Origin of the sequence: Secundilactobacillus malefermentans DSM 5705 = KCTC 3548 (assembly GCF_001436395.1) — a bacterium.
GTDB classification, from domain to species: Bacteria; Bacillota; Bacilli; order Lactobacillales; family Lactobacillaceae; genus Secundilactobacillus; species Secundilactobacillus malefermentans.
In genome coordinates, this window is sequence record NZ_AZGJ01000021.1 from 1 (window position 1) to 24,287 (window position 24,287).

Annotated in this window: 22 protein-coding genes, 1 tRNA gene and 1 pseudogene; 5 read left to right on the top strand and 19 right to left on the bottom strand. The window is 38.3% G+C overall.

The features are described 5' to 3' along the window. Window positions 1-67: 67 nt before the first annotated feature. The 9 genes from FD44_RS05250 to FD44_RS05290 form a co-directional block, all read right to left on the bottom strand. A complete protein-coding gene (locus FD44_RS05250; protein ID WP_010619972.1) occupies window positions 68-769 on the bottom strand; it encodes a Bax inhibitor-1/YccA family protein in 702 nt (233 codons plus the stop codon). 90 nt (window positions 770-859) lie between these two features. Next, window positions 860-2,191, bottom strand: coding sequence for a UDP-N-acetylmuramate--L-alanine ligase (gene murC / locus FD44_RS05255; protein ID WP_010619973.1), 1,332 nt, complete (start codon window positions 2,189-2,191; stop codon window positions 860-862). 104 nt (window positions 2,192-2,295) lie between these two features. Beyond that, entirely contained in the window at window positions 2,296-4,521 is a 2,226-nt protein-coding gene (locus FD44_RS05260) for a DNA translocase FtsK (protein ID WP_010619974.1), read from the bottom strand. 82 nt (window positions 4,522-4,603) lie between these two features. Then, the gene (ytpR, locus tag FD44_RS05265; RefSeq protein ID WP_010619975.1) at window positions 4,604-5,245 is read right to left on the bottom strand and encodes a YtpR family tRNA-binding protein; all 642 of its coding nucleotides are present in this window, start codon (window positions 5,243-5,245) and stop codon (window positions 4,604-4,606) included. A gap of 23 nt (window positions 5,246-5,268) precedes the next feature. Then, on the bottom strand, window positions 5,269-5,592 hold the full coding sequence (locus FD44_RS05270) for a thioredoxin family protein (RefSeq protein ID WP_010619976.1): 324 nt from the start codon (window positions 5,590-5,592) through the stop codon (window positions 5,269-5,271). A gap of 71 nt (window positions 5,593-5,663) precedes the next feature. Continuing rightward, window positions 5,664-6,311 (bottom strand): tRNA (guanosine(46)-N7)-methyltransferase TrmB, encoded by a 648-nt coding sequence (gene trmB, locus FD44_RS05275; protein ID WP_010619977.1) that lies wholly within the window; start codon window positions 6,309-6,311, stop codon window positions 5,664-5,666. A gap of 88 nt (window positions 6,312-6,399) precedes the next feature. Next, complete coding sequence (locus tag FD44_RS05280; RefSeq protein WP_010619978.1) at window positions 6,400-7,182, bottom strand: phosphotransferase family protein; 783 nt, start codon at window positions 7,180-7,182, stop codon at window positions 6,400-6,402. Window positions 7,183-7,248: 66 nt separating this feature from the next. Further along, a complete protein-coding gene (locus tag FD44_RS05285; RefSeq protein ID WP_010619979.1) occupies window positions 7,249-8,472 on the bottom strand; it encodes an ABC transporter permease in 1,224 nt (407 codons plus the stop codon). Continuing rightward, the gene (locus tag FD44_RS05290) at window positions 8,469-9,203 is read right to left on the bottom strand and encodes an ABC transporter ATP-binding protein (protein ID WP_010619980.1); all 735 of its coding nucleotides are present in this window, start codon (window positions 9,201-9,203) and stop codon (window positions 8,469-8,471) included. Before FD44_RS05290 ends, FD44_RS05285 begins: the two co-directional genes overlap by 4 nt. A 125-nt stretch (window positions 9,204-9,328) precedes the next feature. Here FD44_RS05290 and FD44_RS05295 point away from each other — a divergent pair, with 125 nt between their 5' ends. The 3 genes from FD44_RS05295 to FD44_RS05305 all read left to right on the top strand — a co-directional run bounded on the left by FD44_RS05295 (window position 9,329) and on the right by FD44_RS05305 (window position 11,119). Continuing rightward, on the top strand, window positions 9,329-9,766 hold the full coding sequence (locus tag FD44_RS05295; RefSeq protein ID WP_010619981.1) for an HIT family protein: 438 nt from the start codon (window positions 9,329-9,331) through the stop codon (window positions 9,764-9,766). A gap of 11 nt (window positions 9,767-9,777) precedes the next feature. Further along, window positions 9,778-10,089, top strand: coding sequence for a hypothetical protein (locus FD44_RS05300; protein ID WP_010619982.1), 312 nt, complete (start codon window positions 9,778-9,780; stop codon window positions 10,087-10,089). A 151-nt stretch (window positions 10,090-10,240) separates the two neighbouring features. Further along, window positions 10,241-11,119, top strand: a complete 879-nt coding sequence (locus FD44_RS05305) for a peptidylprolyl isomerase PrsA (protein ID WP_010619983.1) — start codon at window positions 10,241-10,243, stop codon at window positions 11,117-11,119. A 44-nt stretch (window positions 11,120-11,163) separates the two neighbouring features. Here FD44_RS05305 and FD44_RS05310 read toward each other — a convergent pair. From FD44_RS05310 to FD44_RS05350, 9 genes and pseudogenes are all read right to left on the bottom strand, one after another. Further along, window positions 11,164-12,130: pseudogene (locus FD44_RS05310) on the bottom strand (3'-5' exoribonuclease YhaM family protein); the annotation flags it as partial. A gap of 17 nt (window positions 12,131-12,147) precedes the next feature. Next, window positions 12,148-14,688 carry an ATP-binding protein gene (locus FD44_RS05315; protein ID WP_010619985.1) on the bottom strand — a complete coding sequence of 847 codons (2,541 nt, stop codon included), beginning with the start codon at window positions 14,686-14,688 and terminating at the stop codon, window positions 12,148-12,150. After that, a complete protein-coding gene (locus FD44_RS05320) occupies window positions 14,685-15,896 on the bottom strand; it encodes a metallophosphoesterase family protein (protein WP_010619986.1) in 1,212 nt (403 codons plus the stop codon). The genes FD44_RS05315 and FD44_RS05320 overlap by 4 nt, the downstream gene beginning before the upstream one ends. A gap of 71 nt (window positions 15,897-15,967) precedes the next feature. Beyond that, window positions 15,968-16,309 (bottom strand): YlbF family regulator, encoded by a 342-nt coding sequence (locus FD44_RS05325; protein ID WP_010619987.1) that lies wholly within the window; start codon window positions 16,307-16,309, stop codon window positions 15,968-15,970. 69 nt (window positions 16,310-16,378) lie between these two features. Continuing rightward, window positions 16,379-18,514, bottom strand: coding sequence for a PBP1A family penicillin-binding protein (locus FD44_RS05330; protein ID WP_010619988.1), 2,136 nt, complete (start codon window positions 18,512-18,514; stop codon window positions 16,379-16,381). A gap of 140 nt (window positions 18,515-18,654) precedes the next feature. Beyond that, entirely contained in the window at window positions 18,655-19,122 is a 468-nt protein-coding gene (argR, locus tag FD44_RS05335) for an arginine repressor (protein ID WP_010619989.1), read from the bottom strand. Window positions 19,123-19,316: 194 nt separating this feature from the next. Then, a complete protein-coding gene (argS, locus tag FD44_RS05340) occupies window positions 19,317-21,008 on the bottom strand; it encodes an arginine--tRNA ligase (RefSeq protein WP_010619990.1) in 1,692 nt (563 codons plus the stop codon). A 276-nt stretch (window positions 21,009-21,284) separates the two neighbouring features. After that, window positions 21,285-21,355, bottom strand: a tRNA-Gly gene (locus FD44_RS05345). A 75-nt stretch (window positions 21,356-21,430) separates the two neighbouring features. Next, a complete protein-coding gene (locus FD44_RS05350) occupies window positions 21,431-21,673 on the bottom strand; it encodes a hypothetical protein (RefSeq protein WP_029327554.1) in 243 nt (80 codons plus the stop codon). Between the two features lie 191 nt (window positions 21,674-21,864). On the opposite strand from FD44_RS05350, the gene FD44_RS05355 reads away from it, so the two are divergent. Both FD44_RS05355 and FD44_RS05360 read left to right on the top strand, forming a co-directional pair. Further along, window positions 21,865-23,112, top strand: coding sequence for an N-acetylmuramoyl-L-alanine amidase (locus FD44_RS05355; protein ID WP_010619992.1), 1,248 nt, complete (start codon window positions 21,865-21,867; stop codon window positions 23,110-23,112). An 88-nt stretch (window positions 23,113-23,200) separates the two neighbouring features. Continuing rightward, window positions 23,201-23,539, top strand: a complete 339-nt coding sequence (locus FD44_RS05360; protein ID WP_010619993.1) for a DUF1516 family protein — start codon at window positions 23,201-23,203, stop codon at window positions 23,537-23,539. 40 nt (window positions 23,540-23,579) lie between these two features. Here the strand turns inward: FD44_RS05360 and FD44_RS05365 are convergent, their stop codons facing one another. Next, complete coding sequence (locus tag FD44_RS05365) at window positions 23,580-24,287, bottom strand: aspartate/glutamate racemase family protein (RefSeq protein WP_010619994.1); 708 nt, start codon at window positions 24,285-24,287, stop codon at window positions 23,580-23,582.

The following is a 24,287-nucleotide window of genomic DNA, read 5'->3' on the forward strand; positions in this document are numbered from 1 at the left end:
AACAGGATTTGACAGAGAGCCTAATAAAAAGGCTATGTCATAAAATGACATAGCCTTTATTTGATGACTAATTTCGGTTTCCACCAATACCGCCAAAAATTTGTAACATGTTTAAGAATAGGTTAACAAAATCAAGGTAGAGTTGTAGGGCGCCCATGATGGCCAAACCGGATACAGAGACTTGACCTGAATTTTGCATGTACAACTTCTTCATCCGCTGTGTATCTGTCGCAGTCAAAATTGTAAAAATAATGATTGCAATGGCAGAGAAGGCCATCGAAATCCAGCTACTTTGGATAAATAAATTAATGATCATAACAACGATTAATGCAATTAAAGCCGCAGTTGCCTGGGTTCCTAATTTAGTTAAATCACGTTTCGTAACGGCACCAAATCCTGCCATAACAAGGAACACTGCTGCACTCGCTACAAAAGCACTCGCAATTGAGGTGCTGGTGTAAATCAGTGTATAAATTGAAAATACCCCACCACTAATCATCGCGTAAATCATTAAGAAAATGAAACTTAATCCCGTATTTTTCATTGCTTGTGAAGAAATCAAAAAGGGAAAAACAAACCAGATAATTAACGGAATCCAAATCATTCCGCCGCTAAAGTTCGTCATGAAATTTGGAAAAAACTGTGTAATTGCAAACGACGTTCCTGCTGAAACCAATACTGCCAGTCCCATCCAAGCAAACATCTTCGTCATAAAAGCGTTCAGACCAACGTCAGCATTAACGACTCTTCGACCATCATAATTATTCATTCATAAACCCCCATCTATCATTTACATTAAGAGATAAAGTATCATGCAATCACTTGTGAGTCAATCAATTACAACATCAATTATAAGACCTTAATTATTCTTTAGTGAAAGATGGCTTAATAGATCCTCGTATGCTCGTTCATATTTCTGAACGTCACCGGCACCCATAAATACGACAACAGCATCGTGGTAATCAAGTAATGGCGACATATTATCTACTGTTAAAATATCCCCACCTTTAGTAATTTTCTTTGCTAAATCTTTACTTGAAACTGTTCCGCTCGTTTCTCTTGCAGAGCTAAAAATGTCTGTCAGGTAAACCCTATCAGCCATACTTAACGATTTTGCAAAATCGTCCATCAATGCAATCGTCCGAGAGAAAGTATGTGGCTGGAATACCGCAATAACTTCCTTGTCAGGATACTTTTGGCGAGCTGCATCCAAGGTTGCGTTAATTTCAGATGGATGGTGAGCATAATCGTCGATAATTGTCATATCAGCAAGTTTTCTCTCTGTGAATCGACGCTTAACTCCCTTAAAACTCAGTAATTCCTTCTTGATTTCACCTAAGTCAACATCTTCAAAATATGACACAGCAATGACTGCCAAACTATTAAGAACGTTATGTTTCCCAAAAAGTGGAACTGAGTAAGTTCCTAAGAACTCGTCATGATGATAAACATCAAATTTAGAACCACTCGTCGTTCGTTTAATATTTGTCGCTCTAAAGTCATCGGTTTCACCAGTTCCATAGTAGTAAATTGGCACATTGGCTTGGAGTTTTCTTAGTTCTTTATCATCGCCCCAAGCAAAAATTCCCTTTTTAACTTGGTTGGCAAGCGTTTGAAATGCAGAAAATACATCATCAATTCCGGTATAGTAATCCGGGTGATCAAAATCAATGTTAGTCATGATGACATAGTCTGGCTTGGTTGCCAAAAAATGACGTCGATATTCATCTGCTTCATACACGAAGAAACGGGCATCAGGAACGCCCTTCCCTGTACCATCACCAATTAAATAGCTTGTTGGTGCAATACCACTTAAAACATGTGAAAGTAAGCCAGTGGTACTCGTTTTTCCATGTGCGCCAGCAACACCAATACTGGTATATCCTTCAATTAATTTCCCAAGAAATTCGTGGTAGCGATAAACAGGTAATTTCATATCCCGTGCTTTTTTAATTTCTGGATGATCATCGTCAAATGAGTTCCCTGCAATGATTGTCAGGCCAGTCGTAATATTGGCTGCATCAAACGGCAACACCTTAATGCCAGCTTGTTCCAGTCCACGCTGAGTAAATGTGTATTGAGTGATATCAGATCCTTGAACCTTAAAACCCTTATCGTGAAGAATTAAAGCTAATGCACTCATCCCTGAGCCCTTTATTCCGACAAAATGATAAACTGTATCGCTATCCATGAATATCCTCTTTTCCGTCACTTATAAATCTGCATAATTGACGTTAATATTTATCAGTAAATTTAAATTTAGTTTAGCACAATCATTTTTTTGTGAAAAGCTTCCTATAATTCTGAATCATCAGTCTCTGACTCTAAATCATCTTTTGAAAAGTAAACATCGCGAGGCTTTGACCCGTGTTGTTCTGAAATGAAGTGTCTACTCTCTAACTCGTCAATCAAATTAGCGGCTCGGTTATAACCGATTGAAAAGACTCTTTGTAACTTAGAGGTTGAGACATTCTTTTCTGCAGAAATGTAGGTCAAAACTTGGGGCATCAACCGATCCTCATTCGATTGCATTCGATTGGCATTAACTAACTCATCCGGTGCAAATTCATACCTAGCTTCCTGCTGTTTCCGAACATAATCTGTGACTGCATCCACTTCCTGATCAATGAATGCACCTTGAAATCTGACAGGCTGACTCGCGCCATTACCGAGGTAGAGCATGTCACCACGACCAAGCAAGCGTTCCGCCCCACTTGTATCTAGGATTGTCCTGGAATCAATTTGGCTTGATACCATAAAGGCAATTCGGGTTGGAATATTATTTTTAATTGTCCCAGTCACAACATCAACACTAGGTCGTTGCGTTGCTACTAGAAGATGTATTCCAGCGGCTCTAGCTTTTTGGGTAATCCTAACAATGTAGTCTTCCACTTCATTTGAGGCCACCATCATTAAGTCAGCAAGCTCATCAATAACAATGACAATGTATGGCATTTTCAGCCCGTACTCGTGTGACTCCTCTGCCTTTTGATTGAATTGTTCAATATTTCGGGCACCACCAGCTGCCAAACGTTCATACCGTTGATCCATCTCATTTACAACCCATTTCAAGGCAGCAGAAGCAACTTTAGGATCAGATATAACGGGCGCCAATAAATGCGGAATTCCATCATAAGGGGCCATTTCAACCGCTTTAGGATCAATCAACAATAACCTTAGTTGTGCCGGCGTTGCTTTATAAAGTAGTGAAATTAAAACGCTATTGATGAAAACAGACTTCCCGGATCCAGTTGCTCCAGCAATGAGGCCATGCGGCATTTTTCTCAAATCAGTTACTTGTGGTTTTCCAAACAAATCCACCCCTAAAGCAACCGTCAAGGGAGACTTGCTTGTCTTAAATTCCTCCGAATTAACAATTTCGGACAGCATAACTGGCCGTGGCTTTGGATTAGGAATCTCAATACCAACTGTATTACGCCCAGGAATTGGGGCCTCAATCCGAATATCCTTTGCTGATAAAGCTAACTTTAGGTCATCAGTTAAATTGGTGATTTTGCTTACCTTGACACCTAGTGCTAGATTTACCTGGAATTGCGTTACCGTAGGCCCAATCGTCCAGTTCACAACTTTAGCATTCACGTTGAACGCTTGGAGCGTTGCGTTAAGCTTCTTTTCCTGCTCCCTCGTCCAATTTTCCTCATCCTGTCGATTCGTTGTCACAGGTGGCTTTAATAGCGAACTGCTGGGAAATGTATACCCTGGGTTTACGCTAATGTTTTCTTTTTCAATTTTTTTGTCTTGAATGACCTCATTAACTTCATCTGATTTTTGAGGCTTATTAAAAAAGGAAAGATCCGTATTTTTACTGGTTAAATTAGTTTCATCATTGAGGATGTTTCCTAATGACTGACCTAACCCTCGTTTAGGTGAAGCTTCAGATTCCCGTTGTTTTCTGAGCTTAATTTGTTCTTCAAGTCTCTTCTTACGATTCTCAAAAGCGACATTATGCTGATCTGAGTGAACCTCAATCGGCTTGACATCCTCTTCTTGACTTGCTTCTTTGCTCTCTTCAACAGGAATACTAGGAATTGGACTAATCTCTGTTTTATCCTGCTGTCGAATTCCCGTGAATTGAAGACTATTCGCATGATTTTCAGTTTCAATCACATCATCAGTGAGTGCCTGGCCATCATCAAAAAGAAAGTACGAGTCGCTCGACTTCCTAACCTGATTAAGTAAGCCTTTATAGTCAACTTTATTCGTTTTTTTATGCAACGTTTGCAGTTGCAAAGGTACTTTAGTTAAATGAAACGCACGAATTTCATCCAAGCCTTTGCTAATTGAAGAAACTGGAGTATCTGAATCATTAACCACTATTTTCCGCTCTTCGGGAACAGCGGAAGAACTCCCATCAACCGTTGTACTTGAATTAAATTTCCGTCGCGTATGGTTAGCCTTAACATTCTTTTCTATTTGCTGTGGCGCCTGCTCTTCTTTATTTAACCGTTCCCGTCTAGTGGGGAATTTTCGGTAAAATGCTGGCCCATCATAATGTCCCATTTTTTCACCATCCACTTATTGACTGCTACAACTAAAATATATGTATAACGAAAGATGCCTAAACAGCACCTCACTATAATCTTTACGCAAAAATATGTTGGACCTGATCACTAGTTACATCAAAAGCAGCTCCGACCTGAAAACTATCCGGCAATATCATTGCCCCTGGAACATCTGGTGCACCTGGTATTTTAAGCTCGCGACCGGAACAGATCATTCCTATACTGGAAACTCCCCGTAACTCGCCAGGCCAGATTATTAGCCCATCTGGCATCATTGCGCCTACCTTTGCAACAGCAACTTTAATTCCCGTTTGCATATTTGGAGACCCACTGACAATTTGTAGCGTTTTCCCATCATCAATTTTAGTTTGAGTAATATAGAGATGATCTGAATTTGGATGCTTTTCCATCGATTCAACAAATCCCACCACAAATTTAGGCGTCTTGTCCTGCACTAAATCTGGCTTAAATTGGTTATCTGCCAATGATTGATTTAACAAGCTAACGTCATTATCGTTCAAAAATACTTGCCCTACATTACCTAATTTAGTCAAAATATCTGAAACAGCTAAAAAATTGTAGCCAATGGTTTTACCACTTTCAGCATCAAAAATTCTGACAATATTTCCGTGTCGCTCATCTGCTTGGTTTTCAACATCTTCACCAGTAATAACAACCAGGGTGTCTCCCAATTCTTGGGGATTATAACTTGATATTAACATTCGTATACCTTCTAAAACTAAGATTAGCTGGCAAGTCCATCAATGAACTCCTCAACTTGCTTTTTTGTCTTTCGATCTTTATTTACGAAACGACCGACTTCTTTTCCATCATCAAATGCAATAAAGCTTGGAATACCAAAAACACTTAAATCTGCAGCCAAATCAATGTTCTCATCACGATCAACTGCCAAAAAATGGTATTCTGTGTACTCTTTTTCAATTTCAGGCATTGATGGCTTGATAAATGAACAATCTGAACACCATGTTGCCGAGAAGAATAACATGTACTTACCCTTACTAATTTTCTTTGATAATTCATCACTTGTCATTTTAGCTAAAGCTTCCATTACAATTCCTCCTCACAATTTTCAACTCATAGAAAAATAATACTACAAATGGGGCTGAAAACCCAACAAGGCTACTTCTTCAAAGCAAAATAAGCGACTAATTCATAAATGGGTCCCTTTTTGCTGAACTTTTCTTCATATTCAGTCTCAACATTATCTTCGTTTTGATCGCTTTTATGCAGATCAAGCCAAACACCTTCAAAAGTAAATCCAAAATTATTAAAGCTGGTCAACGAATACTCGAAAAGTTGGCGGTTATCAGTTTTAAACTGTATTCTACCTTCTGGTTTGAGAACCTTCAAGTAAGTGGCTAAAAATCCAGGTGAAGTTAATCTTCTCTTAATGTGACGGGTCTTTGGCCAAGGATCTGAAAAGTTTAAATAGAGCTGACTGACCTCTCCTTCTCCAAAAAGTTCATCAACGTCGGCACCATCTGTCTCCACCAACTGCACGTTAGTTAGTCCACTTTCAACCACTTTTCGAAGTGCAACTGCTATAACAGATTCTTGAATTTCAATTCCAAGAAAATTCACTTCCGGATGCCTTTTTGCCATTTCAATAATAAACTGACCTTTGCCTATTCCAATCTCAACTTGAATGGGTTGAACGGCTTTAAATCGATTCTGCCACTTTCCAATGTGATCTTTGGGCTCAATAACAATTAAATCAGCGTGATCCTTGATGTAGCTGTCCGCCCAGGGCTTTTTTCTTACTCTCATATTCTTATCCTTTCTGATACTTCAGAACAAAACAAATGGCTGATTTCTCCTCCTTGTTGACTCATGAAGAAGTTCAGCCATCGTCTGTTTACTTATTTTGAATTTCACTCAATAACAATATTGCCTTATTCATCATGTGATATCTTTGTGATTCATAGCCATTTTGTATGGTATTTAGGCAATCTAGACAACTATACCAGATAATACATTCGGCCATCTTGCCTGTTACCTTCGTGCCGGAATAGTTTTCTAGCCATGTCCGCCATTCCGACACTGGAACATATGCACACAATAGCATACTAATATCCAGTGCCGGATTTGCAAATTTAGCCGAATCCCAATCAACTAAATAAAGCTTTCCACTATCCGACAACAGCCAATTTTTGTGGTTTAAATCACCATGACAAACCTCATAATGACTTTCATCCAATTGATCAATTTGATTCCTTAACAATTCAATTGTCTTTTTTACTAACGGATGACCTAATAAGGTCTTCGAAAGTCGATTTACCAATTCGGTAAGTAACTCCTGAGGCCCCATCACTTTTCCGCCCACCTTATGTAACATTTCCTTCAATAAGGTAGAATGATGGACTCGATGTAATAGGTGTCCCACTGCTACTGATTTCATTTCCGCACGGCTAAGCGTCCTGCCATTTAACCATTCTTGGGCAGTCACAACATCACCAGAGGACATCCGCTTAGTCCAAACTAGTCTAGGTGTTATTTCTTCTACCGAAAGTGCAGCTAAAAATGGTGACGCATTTTGTTTCAGAAAAATTTTCTTCTCAGCTTTGGTACCCATAAAGGCTTTACCGGTATCTCCACCAAGTGGTTGAAGTCGCCAACCCTCTTCAAGATCCATATCCATTTTCACTACACCCCCCACACCTTAAATCTACTCTTAATTTTATTAGGAGTTGCAGTCATCGTCAAGCTAATTTGATGATTTATTCGGCAAAAGTCTTCCCGGAATATAAAACTTCACTAACAATAAGATTTCAATTCCCTCAAGGACGAGACTAATGAGTGCCGTTTTCCAATCTTGCTGGGCAATTAAGGTTGTTCCCGCAAGTAATACTGCCGTGATACTCAGTGCAATGGCAGTTGTTCGACTAAAATTATCAAGTTTCTGTTTTTCGTTAATGGGATACAAGTGCGTAAATACAATATCATCAAAATGAAAATATGATGGAATTAGTTGGAATCCAATCAAATAGATGAAAAGGATTGTCAGCACAACGATTAGCCATTGTTGTTGAATGAATACTAATAATACCATTCCCAATAAGGTCAATCTTAAATACAGACTTCCAAATTCGGTTCCTCGTAAAATGCTTCGACTAAATAAATACAAATACGTGTTTTCTCGAGTCGGTTTTATACGATTCACGATGAAATCCAGATATCTTCTACGTTTTACGCTTCCCGTGATTGACGGCACATTCGTAAATAAATTGAAGAACCGATAAATCCCCAACATTCGGTTATTTTCCATCATAATGGCTTTGTTCCAATCAATTTGAACCTTCTGCCAGCGATTGAAACTAATATAACGAATTCCAATATTTAATATGATTGCCAGAACTAGGCCAAATACCGGATTTACTAAATAGGAAACACCAATAACAATGACTGGTAACAGCCATTTAAATAGTATCGAACTTTGAATAATTTTTATTCGATATTGATATCGTAAGACGAGTTCTCTTTCTAGAAATGCATCCTTTAATATCAGTTGAGTTACCAAAAGCTCGAATAAGAATAGCCAACTCACGTCATCAGTCACTCTAATAAATGGAATTAAGACGAACCATCCCACAATTTGGATTAACATTGCCATGATTTCACTATAATTTTTGGCATTTATGAAATAAGCATGCATACTTCTTTCTCTCGGTAAAAGAAAGACAACATCAGCATCATTCATTAATGTTGCCAGTCTACCAAGCTGCAAAAGTAACAGCAAGGTAAAAATAACCACGTACGGCGCCCACCAAATGCCGGTTTCCAGGCCCTTTAAGCCATTTGAATAACCAAATCCAAGGCCACCCACCATAAACATAAGTGCAATGACAAAGTGATCATTAAAGACGTAGCGTAGGTACCGCGCCATTTCAGATAGATGTTTGGTCAGTCTTTGTCTGAAGAGTTTACTCATCGTTGATCAGCCTTGGTAAATGACATATAAATATCGTCTAAGGTTTCTCCTACACCTGGCAGCGCTTGACGCAATTCTGCCAAAGAACCCTCTATTTTAACTTGACCATCGTGTAAAAGGACAAATCGATCACAATATTTCTCTGCGGTATCTAGCGCATGAGTCGACATCAGCACGCTAGCGCCGGCCTTTTTGCGTTCTTCAATAAGTGACAACAAATCGTGAACAGCTAATGGATCAAGGCCTAAGAATGGTTCATCAATGATCATTAATGGTGCTTCAGTTACGAAGGCACAAGCAATCATAACCTTTTGCTTCATTCCCTTTGAAAAATTAGCTGGGAACCAATCCAATTTGTTTTCTAATCGGAAAATTTTAAGTAATTCAGTTGCACGCTTCCAGGCTTTTTCGTGATCAAGTCCGTAAGCCATAATCGTTAACTCAATGTGTTCTCTTAGGGTGAGCTCCTGATACAAAATCGGCATTTCAGGAATATAAGCAATTTGCTGTTTAAATTCTTGATTATCTTCCGTGATTGTCAGGCCATTGATTTTAATCGTACCCTTTTGTGGGGTTAAAAGTCCGATAATATGGTTAATAGTTGTCGATTTACCGGCACCATTTAGCCCAATTAGCCCCACTAATTCGCCATCCTTAACGTCAAAACTGATATCTTTTAATACTGGAATTTGTGAGTATCCACCCACAAGATGAGAAACTTCTAAAGTCAAATTAGTTCACTTCATTTCTTAGACATTTTATCGTGAGTAATTATAACATAGTCCCTGTTCTCATTCATGAAGATAGCTAATTGATAGTGTATAATATGAGGTATCAATTGAAGGAAGGTTATTTTATGGAACATAAATACGACGAAGATTGCATTTTCTGTAAGATTATTAAGGGAGAGATTCCCAGCTATACCGTATATGAGGATGATGACGTCAAAGCGTTTCTCGATATTTCGCAAGGAACGCCAGGGCATACGCTTGTAATTCCCAAAACCCACGTACCCGATATTTTTGCATACGATTCAGAATTGGCTGCAACGGTATTTTCAAAGATTCCTAAGATTGCAAATGCACTAAAAGCATCAAATCCAGCGATTATCGGTATGAACATCGTTAACAATAATGGTAAAGTTGCATATCAGTCAGTCTTCCATTCTCATTTTCATTTGGTACCTCGTTATAGCGATCATGATGACTTTAAAATGATTTTCAAGGATAACTCTGCTCAATATGACGAAGAGCAACTAACCAAGCTAACGAATCAAATTAAAGCTCAGTTCTAGGAGGTCATTTAATGAACCGATTTATTAAATTCAGTTTACTCACAAGCGCTGCGGCTGTCGCAGGCTATGTGGCGCTTAACCGAAACGAAACGATTGCTTTCGCAACAAAAACAGCTGATAAGTTCAGCGAAAAAAAGCAGGATTTAGCCAATTGGAATCGAAGCAAAAAGGCAGTCACAGGTAATCTAAAAAAACTAAAATCTTCTATTGAAGAAGCGCCCCCCCTACTTGATGAGCTCCAATCTGATATTGATAAGTTTCAATACAAGATTCAACCTTATTTGGATAAGATTGAATCAGTCACAAATAATCTACAAAAATAGTTTATTTTCACTCGTACCAGCACTTTTGACTTCTTGCGTTTTAATTAAATCCATCTTGAAAACTTTATTTTAAAGGTGATTGTGTTATATTAGTCAGAGAATGTTCACTTGACAGGTGGATAAATACTTAATTATAGGATGTGTTCACATAATGAAAAAATGGTTTATTGCTCTTGCCGGTGTCTTTTTGAGTTTGACACTAGCCGCATGTGGTAGCAAAACGGTTGCCACTACTTCTGGTGGAAAGATTACAGAAAGTGCTTACTACACCAGCTTGAAGAAGTCTTCAAGTGGTAAGCAAGTTCTTCAACAAATGATCTTAAACAAGGTTCTTGAAAAGGACTACGGTGATAAGGTTAAGAAGAGCGAAGTTACAAAACAATACAATGCCTACAAACAGCAATACGGTTCTTCATTTAGCAGCGTACTTTCACAAAGTGGTACAACAGCTTCTGGGCTTAAGACAGAAATTCGTTCAAACCTCTTATTGAAAGAAGCCGTTAAGGACAACACTAAGATTACTGACAAGATGTTAAAAGCTCAATACAAGAAATACGAGCCAAAAGTCCAAGTTGCTCAAATCCTAGTTGCAAAGAAATCTACTGCAGAAACAGTTATCAAGCAACTTAAAGATGACAAGAGCTTCACAACTTTAGCTAAGAAGTATTCAACAGATACAACCACTAAGAGCAATGGTGGTAAGATTTCTGCATTTGACAATACTGATACATCATTAGATTCAAGTTTCAAGACTGCTGCCTTTAAGCTTAAGACCGGTGAGTATACAACTACGCCAGTTAAGACAGATTCAGGATACTACGTCATTAAGATGATTAAGAACCCTGGAAAAGGCACTATGAAGGAACATGAATCAGAATTGAAGAGTCAGATTATCGATTCTAAGATGAACAGTAGCACTGGCCTTCAAAAGGTAGTTGCCAAAGTTCTTAAAGACGGTAACATTGACATCAAGGACAATGATTTAAAGAACATTTTATCTGACTACCTTTCATCAAGTAGCTCAAAATAATTGAATTTAAGTCAAAAAGAAAAGCCGGAAAATTAATTTTCCGNTTGTATCTTGTTCATGATTTTTTGTTCCTTCGAATTCAAAGAAACGTCGATTATCCATTCCAAATAATCGCTCTGAAAACTCACCTGGTTCAGTATGATCAAGACTAGTCTGAATAGCCATAATTGAGGCATCTAATTCATCTAAATCGTGAAGTATTTCTGCTTCTAGTACTTGCGGACGAACTGGTGACCCATACTCAAGTAATCCATGATGGGCAAGAATCATATGCCTAAGCAAAATGACATCCTCTGAGGATGGATCAAGTTTTAATGTTTGGCATGCCTCGACTAACTCCCCATCAATTAGCGAAATATGACCTATCAAATTTCCGGCCACTGTATATTGTGTCGTAATTGGGTCAGATAACTCAACCGTTTTGCCTAAATCATGGAGAATCGCAGCAGCATACAACAATGGTGCATTAACGTTTGGATATTGGTTACAAACTGAATGCGCTAATCTTAGTATTGAGATTGTATGAAATGCCAATCCCCCTTCAAAAGCATGATGGTTCGTTTTGGCAGCAGGAAAATCAAAAAAATCAGCCTGATGTTTGTTAATTAAAAATCTGGTCAACCGATTCCAAGTCGGATTTGTTATTTCAAACATGACTTGGTTTATTTCATCAACCATTTCTGATTTTTTCATCGGCGCTCTCGTAACAAATTGACCTGGATCACTTGGTTCCCCAACGTTCGGCGTTCTCAACTGGCTAATTTTAATTTGTGGTTTGCTTTGATACTCTTCTCGTTTACCAATTAAATGAACTACTTTACCCGCTTTGAAGGTTTCAATATCCTGTTCTGAAGCATCCCAATACATGCCACCCATTTCGCCAGATGAGTCCTCAAAAGTAAACGCAATGTAGCGTTTGTTATTTTTTGCAGTCCGAACTTCCGCTGCCTTTAATAAGACAAATATTTCTATTTTATCGCCAACTTGATAAGACATCAATTTTTCATCCATCAAGCTCACCTCCTGGTTTATTGTCGTTTTAGCGTCATTATCTGATTACTTATTAACTCACTTGAAAAGCTGAAATTGGTTGTGAAGTAGATAACCTGAATATTTTGACTAAGCTTGTTTAGTAATTGAATTGCGGTATCTTTTCGGACATCATCAAAGTTCACAAATGCATCATCTATCAGAAGTGGCAAGTTAGCTTGTTTGCTAATGACAACTGCAAAAGCAAATGAAATCGCCAAATAAAGCTGCTGCGCCGTGCCCTTTGACAATTCGATAATATTAAATGACCGTGAATCTTTTCTAATGAGTGTTAACTGGTCATCAATAAATTTAACCTCATTATACCTGTTTTCAGTCAAAATTTTAAAATAGTTATTCGTCAGTTTCAGGATTTCCGGTTGTCGATCACTCACTGCCAAATCCAAAACTAATGTTATTAATTTACTTGAAAGAACAGCTGTCAGCCAGCTAAACACTAGCTCATTTATCTCACTTTGTAGAGATGCCTGTTTTTGCAAAAGTTCTTCGAGCTTAGTATCCCCCATCATGATATTAATTTGTGAGTTAACATCTGCTAATTGCTGAATAATCGTCTGATTTGTTTCAGCTAGTTGGGACATGTTTCCTTTAATCTGACTAATGTTATCAGTAATTGCCGCTAGATCAGTATACTGTTCTAATTTCTCGATTACCGAATCACTAAGCTCAGATTTTAGTATTGACTGAGTTGCCTGATCCTTAGCGACCACTTCTTGTTTTTGATAATCTGCTTCAAACTGGCTTGCTGTAGCGCGATGGTGTTCCTCCAAAAACTTTTGCATTTTGGATTGTACAATAACTATCTGCTCATTCGTATCAGATTTTTGTTGTGCCAAAAGTTGCGTCCGATTGTTTTCATCCATCATGCTTTGACTCTCTTGCTGTAGGTTATCCAGCAATTGTTTGAGCTCAAAAAGATTTCCCACTGCAGCCTTATTTTCTTCATGAGCAGGTAGAAGCCGTTTCCAGGAATTAGCATAATCATCTAAAAGGGATTCATTACTTTTAATCTTCTGAGATAAATTATCTAATTTCCGCTGGTTTTCCATTAAACTTTCAAGCTTCGATTGAACAATGAACCATTGGCTTTGTGGAAAATCACTAAGTTGGAACTCTTCCGCAATTTTGGTCAATCGATTTTGCACTTGAATCAAATCATCAGGACTTTTACTTAGTTGTAAATTACTTTTTTGAGTGCTCAAGTATCCAGCGATTAAAAGTAAAATTCCAACTACTGTACCAACAAATTTAAAACCACCATGGAAAAGTAGCAATGATCCAGCTGTAACAAGGATTCCAAGTAAGTAAAAAATAGTGTTTGTTTGTTTTTTCTCGCTCTGTCTAAGCCTACTTTTTTCGACAGGTCTATTCTTGACTAACTGCTCTTGTTGATTTAATAACTCGACGACTTCTTCATTTGTCGCTTCATCGAACGGGATTGCGGTTTTTACGTCTCGTTCAAAGGATGACTGCTCCTCCTGCAAAGACTGCGCATTCTTTTTGAGATCAGAAATTTCACTAGTTATTTGCGTCATTTCTGGTAACTGGCTCACAAGCTGATTCCAAATCACCTTATTTTGTTGTTGAATTACCATTAATTCTGACTGAGGATGCTTCTCATTAAATTCTTTTTGCTTTTGATAAAGTTGGTGGGTAGTGCTCTCTAACTGACTAATTTGTCCCTTCATCACGCCAAATTTTTGCCAAGCATCTTCATCAATTCGCTCTCGCAAATTCTGAGACGCTATTTTTTTAGAAATTTGGTGTAATCGTTCATAGGCGGGCCAGGAACTAGCAAGATTTCTAAACTTTTCCAATTCCTGAGTAAGTTTATCTATTTGCTGTTGATTTTGTTGATTTTCAGAATTAAGGTTCCTTTTTTTCAAAAGTAAATTTTGATAAGCAGTAAAATCTCTTTTTTTATGTGCAATTTGATCTTCAAATTGATTCAGTTCATGAAGTTTGACGACAATCGGCTGTTTACGACCACGAACTTTATAAAGTCGAGCAGCCTCTTCATCATACTCACCTATTAATTCCGCCCAATCGCCGCTTCCCACTGCACCAATAACTCTGATTCGATTGGCTAATTCCGATTGACTCATCTGAAAGGCTTGATTTAATTTATCATCACTCAAATCAAAAACCTGGTAAAAAATAGTTTCATTAATTGGATCAATTAAACGTTGAAAATCATCAGCGTCAAGTTCTTCTTCCGTCGTCAAGTTCTTTAGTGAAAAATCGCCGCCTCTTTTACCTGAAGTGCGGATTAAAAGATAATTATTTTCGCTATTACTAAAATACAGCTCACCACCATAGCGAGATGACTCTTTAGGAACATAGCGATTCAAAGCAGATTTACGAGTTGGAAAACCAAACAAAAGGTCATGAATAAATCTGGCAATCGTTGTCTTACCAGATTCGTTTGGGCCCACAATGATCTGCAATTTTTCATCAATCAGAATCGTCTGATCAATAAATTTACCAAATCCATAAATTCGAAGTTTGGTTATTTTCATTCACTTTGTCCTCCCTTATGCCCAGCTTTCTGTTTAATATTTCTTAAAACCGCCTGCTTCAATTCTGACTGAACCTTTTGGTCATGGAAATGATTCGCAATGAAGGCGTTTGAAAATAAGGTGCCAGCAGTTTCCGTGATGACATCATCCGTAAATAATTGTGCTTCAGATGCTTGCCAAAATTTGTTATCAACTTCCGAAAATACCCTTTCATTGGGTTGAATAACTTCTTTAATTTCATAAGGCCAATAACTTGTTTGTCGACTAAACATGTCCTGTAGGCGCTCTAAAAGAGTCCCATTCTGAATTGCCGTTTCTTCCGTATTGCCAACTTGATTCTCGATTTCAACTGAAATAAGGGCTAACTTATCACTTATATTTTCCTTTATTTTGTCAGCCATTAACTCCAAAATTTCAGCAATTGATGACTTCTCGTCAACTGAAATACTAATTTTTTGCCAGGTAATGACATCGGTTTCAATAAAGTTCACTTTAGTCTCCGTATGGGTTAGGTTAACTAATAACGCGCCCTTTGTGCCATCTTCATTGTGATTTCGTCCCTGAATCGTCCCTGAATAATAGATTGGAACGGAAGACGCCAACTTTTGGAATTGATGAATATGACCTAAAGCCCAATAGTCAAATCCTGCTGCCGTTAATTCACCTACAGTAAATGGTGCATAGTGGTTGTTCCGTATTTCTCCCGTTTTTTCACCGCCATGCAACATGGCAATGTTAAATTCTGCATTTTTATCAGGAACAAAGTTGGAAATTAAATCTTCATTTAGCCAGCGAGTTCTGTAACTGAAGCCACTAATCGCAACTTGTTCACCCGACTTTAATTGAATTTTATGCGACGAAACCTGAGAATCAAAGACTGTGACATTTGAAGGCCAATCAATTTCTGGCCGACTTTCGGATGAATAATCATGGTTTCCCCAGCTAATAAAAACTGGAATATCGACTTCATCAAGTCTTTCAAGCTGATTACGTAAAAACAGTTGTGCCTGAATATTTTGCGTTTCTCGATCAAACAGGTCACCAACAAGCAAGATAAAATCTACCTGCTCACTGATTGCACGATCAATTAGGTTGATTGTGGCCCGTTCGCTAGAAGAATAAATAAGCTTCCAGATTGAGGCTGGAGCGGTTTTTAATCCTAAAAATGGACTATCCAAATGTAAATCAGCAGCATGTATAAATTTCAACAAATTCACCTCCATAAAAAAATGTCGAAGTTTTTAATAGCAACTTCGACGTTTTATCAAACCAACTATTCTTAATTACGATAAAGTTCTTGAATTGGTTTTGTGATAGCTTGATTTAGTTTTGTGAGTAAATCATTCACTTCTTTTTCATGATCCATCAATGCTTTAATTTCATCAATTTTACCCACTTTTTCAGCAATTTCCTGGGCATGTTTCATTTCCTCATCTGATAATTTTTCGCCTTGCATTTGTTTTTGTTGAATCGTTAATTGGATTTCCTGGAAATCTTTAAAAGAATCGTAGGCTTCTTGGTTAGCTTTGATACTATCATAAGCTTCCTTTAACCCCTTAAATTCATCAGATTGTTGTAATTCTTTTGCCATTTGAGTTGCCGTTTTTTCTATATCAGCCATGCTGTATCCTCCTATAAGTTCATTAGTCTATTTTATCATTTATTAGGTTTTTTGCCTATGTGCGTTTCATCACTGGCCAAGAACCGATTTGGCTTGGTCCCATAAATCTTTCGCAGCTTGCGCGGCACCGGAGGCTCCCTTGGTCACCTTATCGCTGAAGTCAGATGCGCCTTTTGCAACGCTGTCCCAAATACTAGAGCTTGATCCACCAGACTCACCCTTGGCAATTGTCGCCGCATCCTTAGTGTTGAATGCGGTATTGGCGGTATACGGCAAAATACTTTGCATTTCATTTCTGAATAACGGTCCAACACCGGTCGCACTTAAGTTTTCCAAATGTTGAGATTTACTCGTATTGTCAAAACCTTCCCAGGTTGTCACTACGATATCTGGTGTATAACCCACAATCCATTTATCCTTTGTTGCATCGCTATCACCAGTTCCGTCTGCTTCCGTGCTACCAGTTTTACCCGCAATCGTGTAGCCATATGGTTTGGCACTCACGCCGCTACCACTATTAAACACACCCATCATCATACTGGTCATTTCTTTAGCAACTTTTTTAGTCATGATGCGTTTATTGCTAACTTTTGGAGAGTCAACAATCACGTTTCCTGAGGCGTCTACAATCTTTGTTATATAGTGCGCCTGAGTTACCTGTCCACCATTGGCAAACGCCGTATAGGCAGCTGCCAGTTGCTGTGGTGAGACGCCAGTACTTAAGCCCCCAAGAGCTAAGGCCAAATTCTTATCAGATTTGGTAATTGGAATCCCAAAATTTTTAACGGATTCATAGCCCTTATTAACCCCAATCTTATTTAATAACCAAACTGCAGGAACATTCATACTCTGGGCTAAGGCCTCATACATTGGAACCTTATTTTGATAAACGTTATTGTAATTTTTTGGAGAATAGTTATTGCTACCAAATGATTGCTTCTTATCACTCAGCTCAGAATCATAGAAGTACCCATTTTGCAGTGCTGGCGTATATACTGCCAGAGGTTTCATGGCCGATCCCGGCTGTCGGCGCATTTGGGTCGCTCGATTATAGCCACGGAACACGTGCTTCCCTCGACCACCAACAACGGCCATTACGCCGCCATCAGCAGGATCAAGCGCGATTGAAGCAGCTTGAACTTTTGTACCATCCGACGCATTAGCGGGAAATAAAGTAGAATTTTTAAATTGAGTTTGCATTTGCTTTTGATAATTTTGATCTAGATCCGTATAAATCTTATAACCACGGTTCATAATTTCTGACTCGGTTAATCCGTACTTACTAATTGCCTCGTTGATAACGGCATCAAAATAGTAAGGGTAGCGATAGGAACTTTGATAATTATAATTGTCGCTGATGTTCATTGAAGTGGCACTATATTTTGTCACTTCAGCACTAGATAGCACTTTATTTTCATTCATCAGCTTTAGGACTAGATTTCGTCGGTCACGCGATGCTTGAGGATGATCGATTGGATTATAGGCACTGGGATTCCTAAGTGAACCAGCAAGCGTTGCTGCCTCAGGAACTGTTAATTCACTAGCTGATTTACCAAAGTATTTTTCAGAGGCATCCTGAACGCCCCAAACACCATTACCAAAATAGGCATTATTGAGGTACATCGACAAAATATCTTTTTTGGTATAAACATTTTCAACCTCAATCGACAGAAATAATTCTTTAGCCTTACGTGTAATTGTTTGCTCCTGCGATAAAAAGGCATTTTTTGTGAGTTGTTGGGTTAAGGTACTTCCCCCGCCACTGATATAATTTCGACCGAGAAGTTTGTTCTTGCCATACAAATAGAAGGCCCTTGCGATACCCTTCACAGAAAAACCATATTCATGATAAAAATTTCGATCCTCTGTCGAAATAACCGCATTTTGAATATTCGGTGAGATCTTATCAAGCCCGACATACGTTCCTTTTTGTGATAGAAGCGTGCCGGCCTTCTTACCCTCTTTATCATAAACAACTGTTGGCTGCTCTAACGCTGCTTTCAGATTCTCAACGTCAGCAGTTTTTGCTTCATACGTCAAAACTGCACTTCCTACTAAAATAATAGCTAGAAGCGTTGCTAGTATGACTCTTGTTAGTTGGAAACGATGCCAAACCTGCTTTAATCGTTTTTTAAAGCTCTGCCAATATGGTGACAGCCCTTTTCTAATTTTTGTAAGGAATCCCCTAAATCCATTCTCGTTCATGTCCATCCTCGATTACTAAAGATTATTAGGTACATTGTAGCATAGACACGCTGTGACACTAATTTAGTGGAAAAATTTAATAAGGATTTAAAAACAAAAAAAGCCGACATTCGTCGACTTCAGTTCTTATGTATCATCAATTAATGAATAATATCGGGATTCATGCTCTCGGAAATTTGTTCGTTCATTTCTTTAGCAACTTCTTCGCTTGGGCTGATAATGAAAATTGTATCATGACCGGCCAGAGTCCCAGCAATTTCCGGCATGTCTAAATCGTCGAAAATAGCTGCCAACAGGTTTCCGTTACTGGGCAAGGTTCTCACAATATTAATAAATTCAACTCTAGTAAGCCCCGTCACAACCTCATTGATTGTCTCACGAAGGTGCTCTTTTTCACTTTTGTTTCCAGCTTTAAAAATCGTGTACCGCAAATTTCCTTGTCCATCTTGTGTCTTAACAATCTGCATTTCTCGAATGTCCCTTGAAATGGTCGCTTGAGTAGCTTTTATCCCCGTATCCTCAAGTCGTTTCATTAAATCTTCCTGGGTGCCAATTGGATACTGATTGATTAATTGTTCAATTCTAGCCTGACGAATACTCTTTTTCATTACACAACCCCCTATCACGTAAAATCGCTTTTATTATAACAAAATTAAAGAATGTTTGCTACTAATTTTTGAATATATATTAAGGAATTCAAGATATTTCGCCCTTTAAGCGGGCCATTAAGCTGATTTTTTTGAATAAAAATACCCTAAAGCAAATCTCGCTTTAGGGTATTCTTAGTAAATTTTAATTTAAATTACATCTGGTCTGGTGCTTGAACACCAAGCAAACGGAGTGATTCTTTTAGCACAACGGAAACACTCTTTACAAGTGCCAAACGAGCTGATTTCTCATCGTCTTCTTCAAGAATCTTAGAATGCGCGTAGTACTTATTGAAAGTCTTGGCCAAACGTATTGCATATTTAGCAATATCAGAAGGTTCAAACTCTTCTTTAGCTTCAATTACTGTCGCTGGAAAGTCCGCTAACGTCTTGATAGTATCCCAAGCTTCAGGATCCGTCATAATTGTATTGTCAGCGTTAATTTCAGTATCGCCAGCTTTTCTCAAGATACTTTCTGCACGAGCATGCGAGTATTGAACATATGGACCCGTCTCTCCTTCAAATCGGAGTTGATCTTCCAAATTAAAGTCAATACTATTTGTTCGTTCGTTCTTCAAGTCTCCAAAGATAATGGCACCAACACCGACTTGTTTGGCAACTTCGTCTTTATTAGGTAGGTCTGGATTCTTCTCAGAAATTTGCTTCTTTGCCATATTGATTGAATCATCAAGAACCTCATCCAATAAGATAATTCGACCAGAACGAGTCGACAATTTTTTACCATTTACTGTAATTAAGCCAAATGGAATATGGTGCAGTTCTTTAGCAGATGGTAGACCCATTTCAAGTAAAACAGCCTTCAATTGTTGGAAGTAATATGTTTGCTCAGAGCCAACAACGTATAAATTCATAGCTGGTTTATACGTCTTGTCACGGTAAATAGCCGTCGCTATATCACGGGTAATATAAAGGGAAGCCCCATCACTCTTCAAAATTAAAGCGGGATTCAGGTTGTACTTTTCAAGGTCAACCACTTGGGCTCCTTGTGATTCCTTAAGCAGCCCCATCTTCTTCAACCAATCGATACCTTCTTGCATCTTATCATTGTAGAAGGCTTCACCATTAAAGGTATCAAACTCAACACCTAACTTCTCATAGATAGCATTAAATGACTTTAAAGATTCTTCACGGAACCAGGTCCAGAGTCTAGTAGCTTCTTTATCACCATCTTCAAGCTTCTTAAACCATTCACGAGCTTCGTCATCTAGTTCAGGCTGGTCAACGTCTTCTTTATGGAAACGAACATAATACTTAACAAGGTTAGTGATTGGATCCTTTTTGACGTCTTCTTCAACACCCCATTTTTTGTAAGCAACAATCAACTTACCAAATTGAGTTCCCCAGTCACCTAAGTGATTATCTTTAATTGGGTTATATCCATTTTTCTTTAGAATTTCCGAAATTGAATTTCCAATAACGGTTGAACGTAAATGTCCCATCGAAATTGGTTTTGCAATATTTGGTGATGACAAATCGATTGGAACATTGCCACCTTCACCAGAATCATTGTCTCCATATGATGCGCCAGCTTTAATAACTTGGCTCAAAACATCTGAACTAAAAATAGCTTTATCCAAGAAAAAGTTAACGTATGGGCCTACAGCCTGGATTTTTTCAAATTTTGATTGATCAATTTTTTCAATTAAATCCGTTGCTATTTGTTGAGGTGCCTTCTTTAAAACTTTTGCAAGTACAAAAGCAGGAAAGGCATAATCCCCCATCTTCGAATCCTTAGGACGTTCAATTTTATTATAAATATCTTCCGTACTTAACGCACCATCTACTGCATCTGATAATGCTGCTGCAACTTGTTGTTTATAGTCCATTTGAATACCTCCAGTATTTTCTTAGTTCCATTATAACAGTCTTAAAAGTGAATAAAAAAAGTCCCTTACAAAATTAATTGTAAGAGACGAGTAAACCCGCGGTACCACTCTAATTGATAGATTATCCACTTATTATTCGATTATATATTCTAAAAAGCGCGCTTCATCAGATTCTTGATTCGGCTTCCATCGTCCCGAATTTGCTATGGCAAGTTTTAACTGACTACTCTTCTTTTATGATTGAATTAGAATGCAGCGACAAATTCCTGTATCCTAAGCGGGTGACGGGAATCGAACCCGCGACACAAGCTTGGGAAGCTTGAATTTTACCACTAAACTACACCCGCAATAACAGAAATTACTATACCACATAAAAACTCATTTGTCAGTATATTCTGCATGAACTTACATTCAAAAAATGCTTAGGCGTCTAGTTCAGCTGGCTTTTCTGGTTCTGGAGAAGCTTTAAGTAACTTAGTTAATTTCTTGCTAACAACCGCGCGTTCATTAAAGTCCGTAACCGTGACGCGATCTTCTTTATCGTACTTTTCAATGTGGACTAAAACCGTGTTTTCGTATACTTTTTCAATTGTTCCTTCAAAATCATGTTCTAGGGAATTAAATTTTTTTGCTTTGACGTAATCCCCCAACTTTAATTCTGCCATGTGATCCACCCACTCTCTCCTGTTTTCAAGATATTATCAAAATCCGCTAAGAAATTCAAGGAAAATTTGGCACTTTATGCAATTAGTGTCATCTTTTTCTAAAACCCAGTAATTTTCAATAGGATTATAGCCATAAATACGATATAATCGGCGTGAATGGGGATACACACCATCAAATGGAGGAATAATTTATGAAAAAGAAATGGCACCTATTAATTACTAGTTTCGCCTTTATGGGCATGGCGCTTTTAGTTCAAACAAATGCTAGTGCCAGCAGCAAAGTCAATGATTACATAAGTTCTCAAGGCTATTCACACGCAAGCATCACGAAATCAATTTGGAGTGGCTTTCCAAAGAATAGTTACCGAAATGGCAAACCTGAAGGGGTCGTTGTCCACGAAACCGCAAACCCAAGCTCAACCATTTATAATGAAATTTCTTACATGAAATCCAACTACCAAAATGCATTTGTCCACACCTTTATAGATGCTTCAAACATCATCAATATTGCCGATACTTCAAAGCTAAGTTGGGGAGCGGGACCAGCGGCAAATGCCCGATTTGTTCAATTTGAGCAAGTCGAAGTTCACTCTAAAGCTGCATTTGCTCAAGAAGTAAATAACGCCGCATACTACACTGCTTATATCTTAAATCAATATGGTCTCACTCCGAGTCGGGCAACAGCAAAGGCTGGAACCATCTATTCCCACCACGACGTTACCAATTATTTAGGTGGAACGACTCATACAGATCCAGATGGTTATTGGGCTACTGCTGGGAAGAATTACTTTGGCCAAGCTTACACAATGACCGATTTTGTGACCCTCGTTCAGAAAAAGTACGCATCTTTAGCAGGGTCAGACACCTCAGATTCCTCGACTTCCTCGACTTCATCTACCTCAAACACCGCAACCAATGCGGTAACGCCTCAAAAAATCACTTACTATCACGGTTACAACAATGAAACTGCAACCTTAAAATCCAATTATACTAAATATTCTGTTTATAACCACGTCAAAGGAACCAGCGGCGCCGTCAAAATTGGATGGCAAGCACTTTCGGCAGATTATGCGGGCAAAAAAGTCTACGTTGATAGTCGGGGCGTGAAAAGTGGTGGCTGGACTGGAACTTGGTATAGAATTCGGTTTAGTAAAGCCAGCAATGCACCTAAATACTGGGTTTATTCCGGCACATTAACCTTCCCTGCCATTAAGTATTCAAACGCAAGCGGTACCGTTAAAATTGCAAATAACACAACGCCTTTGTACAATCACGTGCTTAATTCACGCTTCTTATCTAAGAAAACAGGCACAGCAAGTACGTTTGCAAACAAAAAAATGACAACTAATCAAAAGGCTATTATTAAGAACACAACTTGGTACAGAATTGTAAATGGCTCATCAACTTTCTGGATTCCTGCTGCTGGAACTACGAAATAACTTAAAGGATTAGTCCCTATGTAAAGGCGGGAACTAATCTTTTTTAAATGGCAAACTCAATTTATAACTCACTAGGAGGGTGATTTGTATGTGGTCAATTTTCCACATTTTACTGTACCTCATTCTAATTTGTACGATCTTTGGTACCCGTTTCCAAAATGAAAAGCGAATTTCCTGGACACTCATGTTTCTCAGATTAGTTTATATTTTGGTGCTAGTAACCGGTATTTTAGCTCTTTTCCCCCTCATTCATTCCGTTGCCATATTCATCATTATTATCAGAGTCCTCTTAGACTTGTTATCAATTCTTCTAATTGAACTAATATTTTGGCGTCAGCAAACCCAAAGCGCCTCCAAGTGGTCCTTTTGGGCATTCGGAACAGTTGCCCTTGTCGCCTTAATATTTGACGTATTTCAATTAATCTAAAAAAAGATTGACCAAAATTTTCGTTTTGGTCAATCTTTTTTTACTTCTGGTCCTTTAACGCTAATTCTAACGTTCGATCAACTAATACAGATTGGGCATCAATGATATCTAGCTTTTCAATTGGCTCACGTTCCTGAGCCAAAGAAAGTTCTGTACAACCTAAAATAACCACATCACAGTTTTGTTCCTCAAACATTTTTTGAACAAAGCCGTGAAAAAGGGCTCGGTCTACAATATTCTGGTCCTTTATGTCATCAAAAATAAGTTCATTCGTCTGATCCTGAATTTCCTGAGTAGGTCGGACAAATTCATATCCAGCAGCCATAATTTCATCATCATAAATATGGTCTGCAATTGTCCCTTTGGTCGCCACAATTCCAACTCGTTTGGCCTTGGGATATTTCGTCTTAATTTCTTTCACTGCTTCCCTTGGCATGTGCAAAATTGGAACATTGGCAGCAGCCTGCAGGTCTTCATAAAAATAATGAGCTGTATTACATGGCAGCGTGTAAAAATCAGGCTTAAGTGTGTTTTGTTGGGTTAAATCTTCCAGCAACTCTGGCAACGGATTTGGCTTTGAATTATCTAAAATATAATCAGACCGGTCTGGAACGGTAGCATGATTAACTAGGATGTAGTTCAAATAGTCCTGATCCTTGTGTGCTGGTGTCCTTAAATTTAGCTGATGAATATAGCTTTCAGTGGCCATTGTTCCCATTCCACCAATAATTGTAAAGAATTTTTTCAA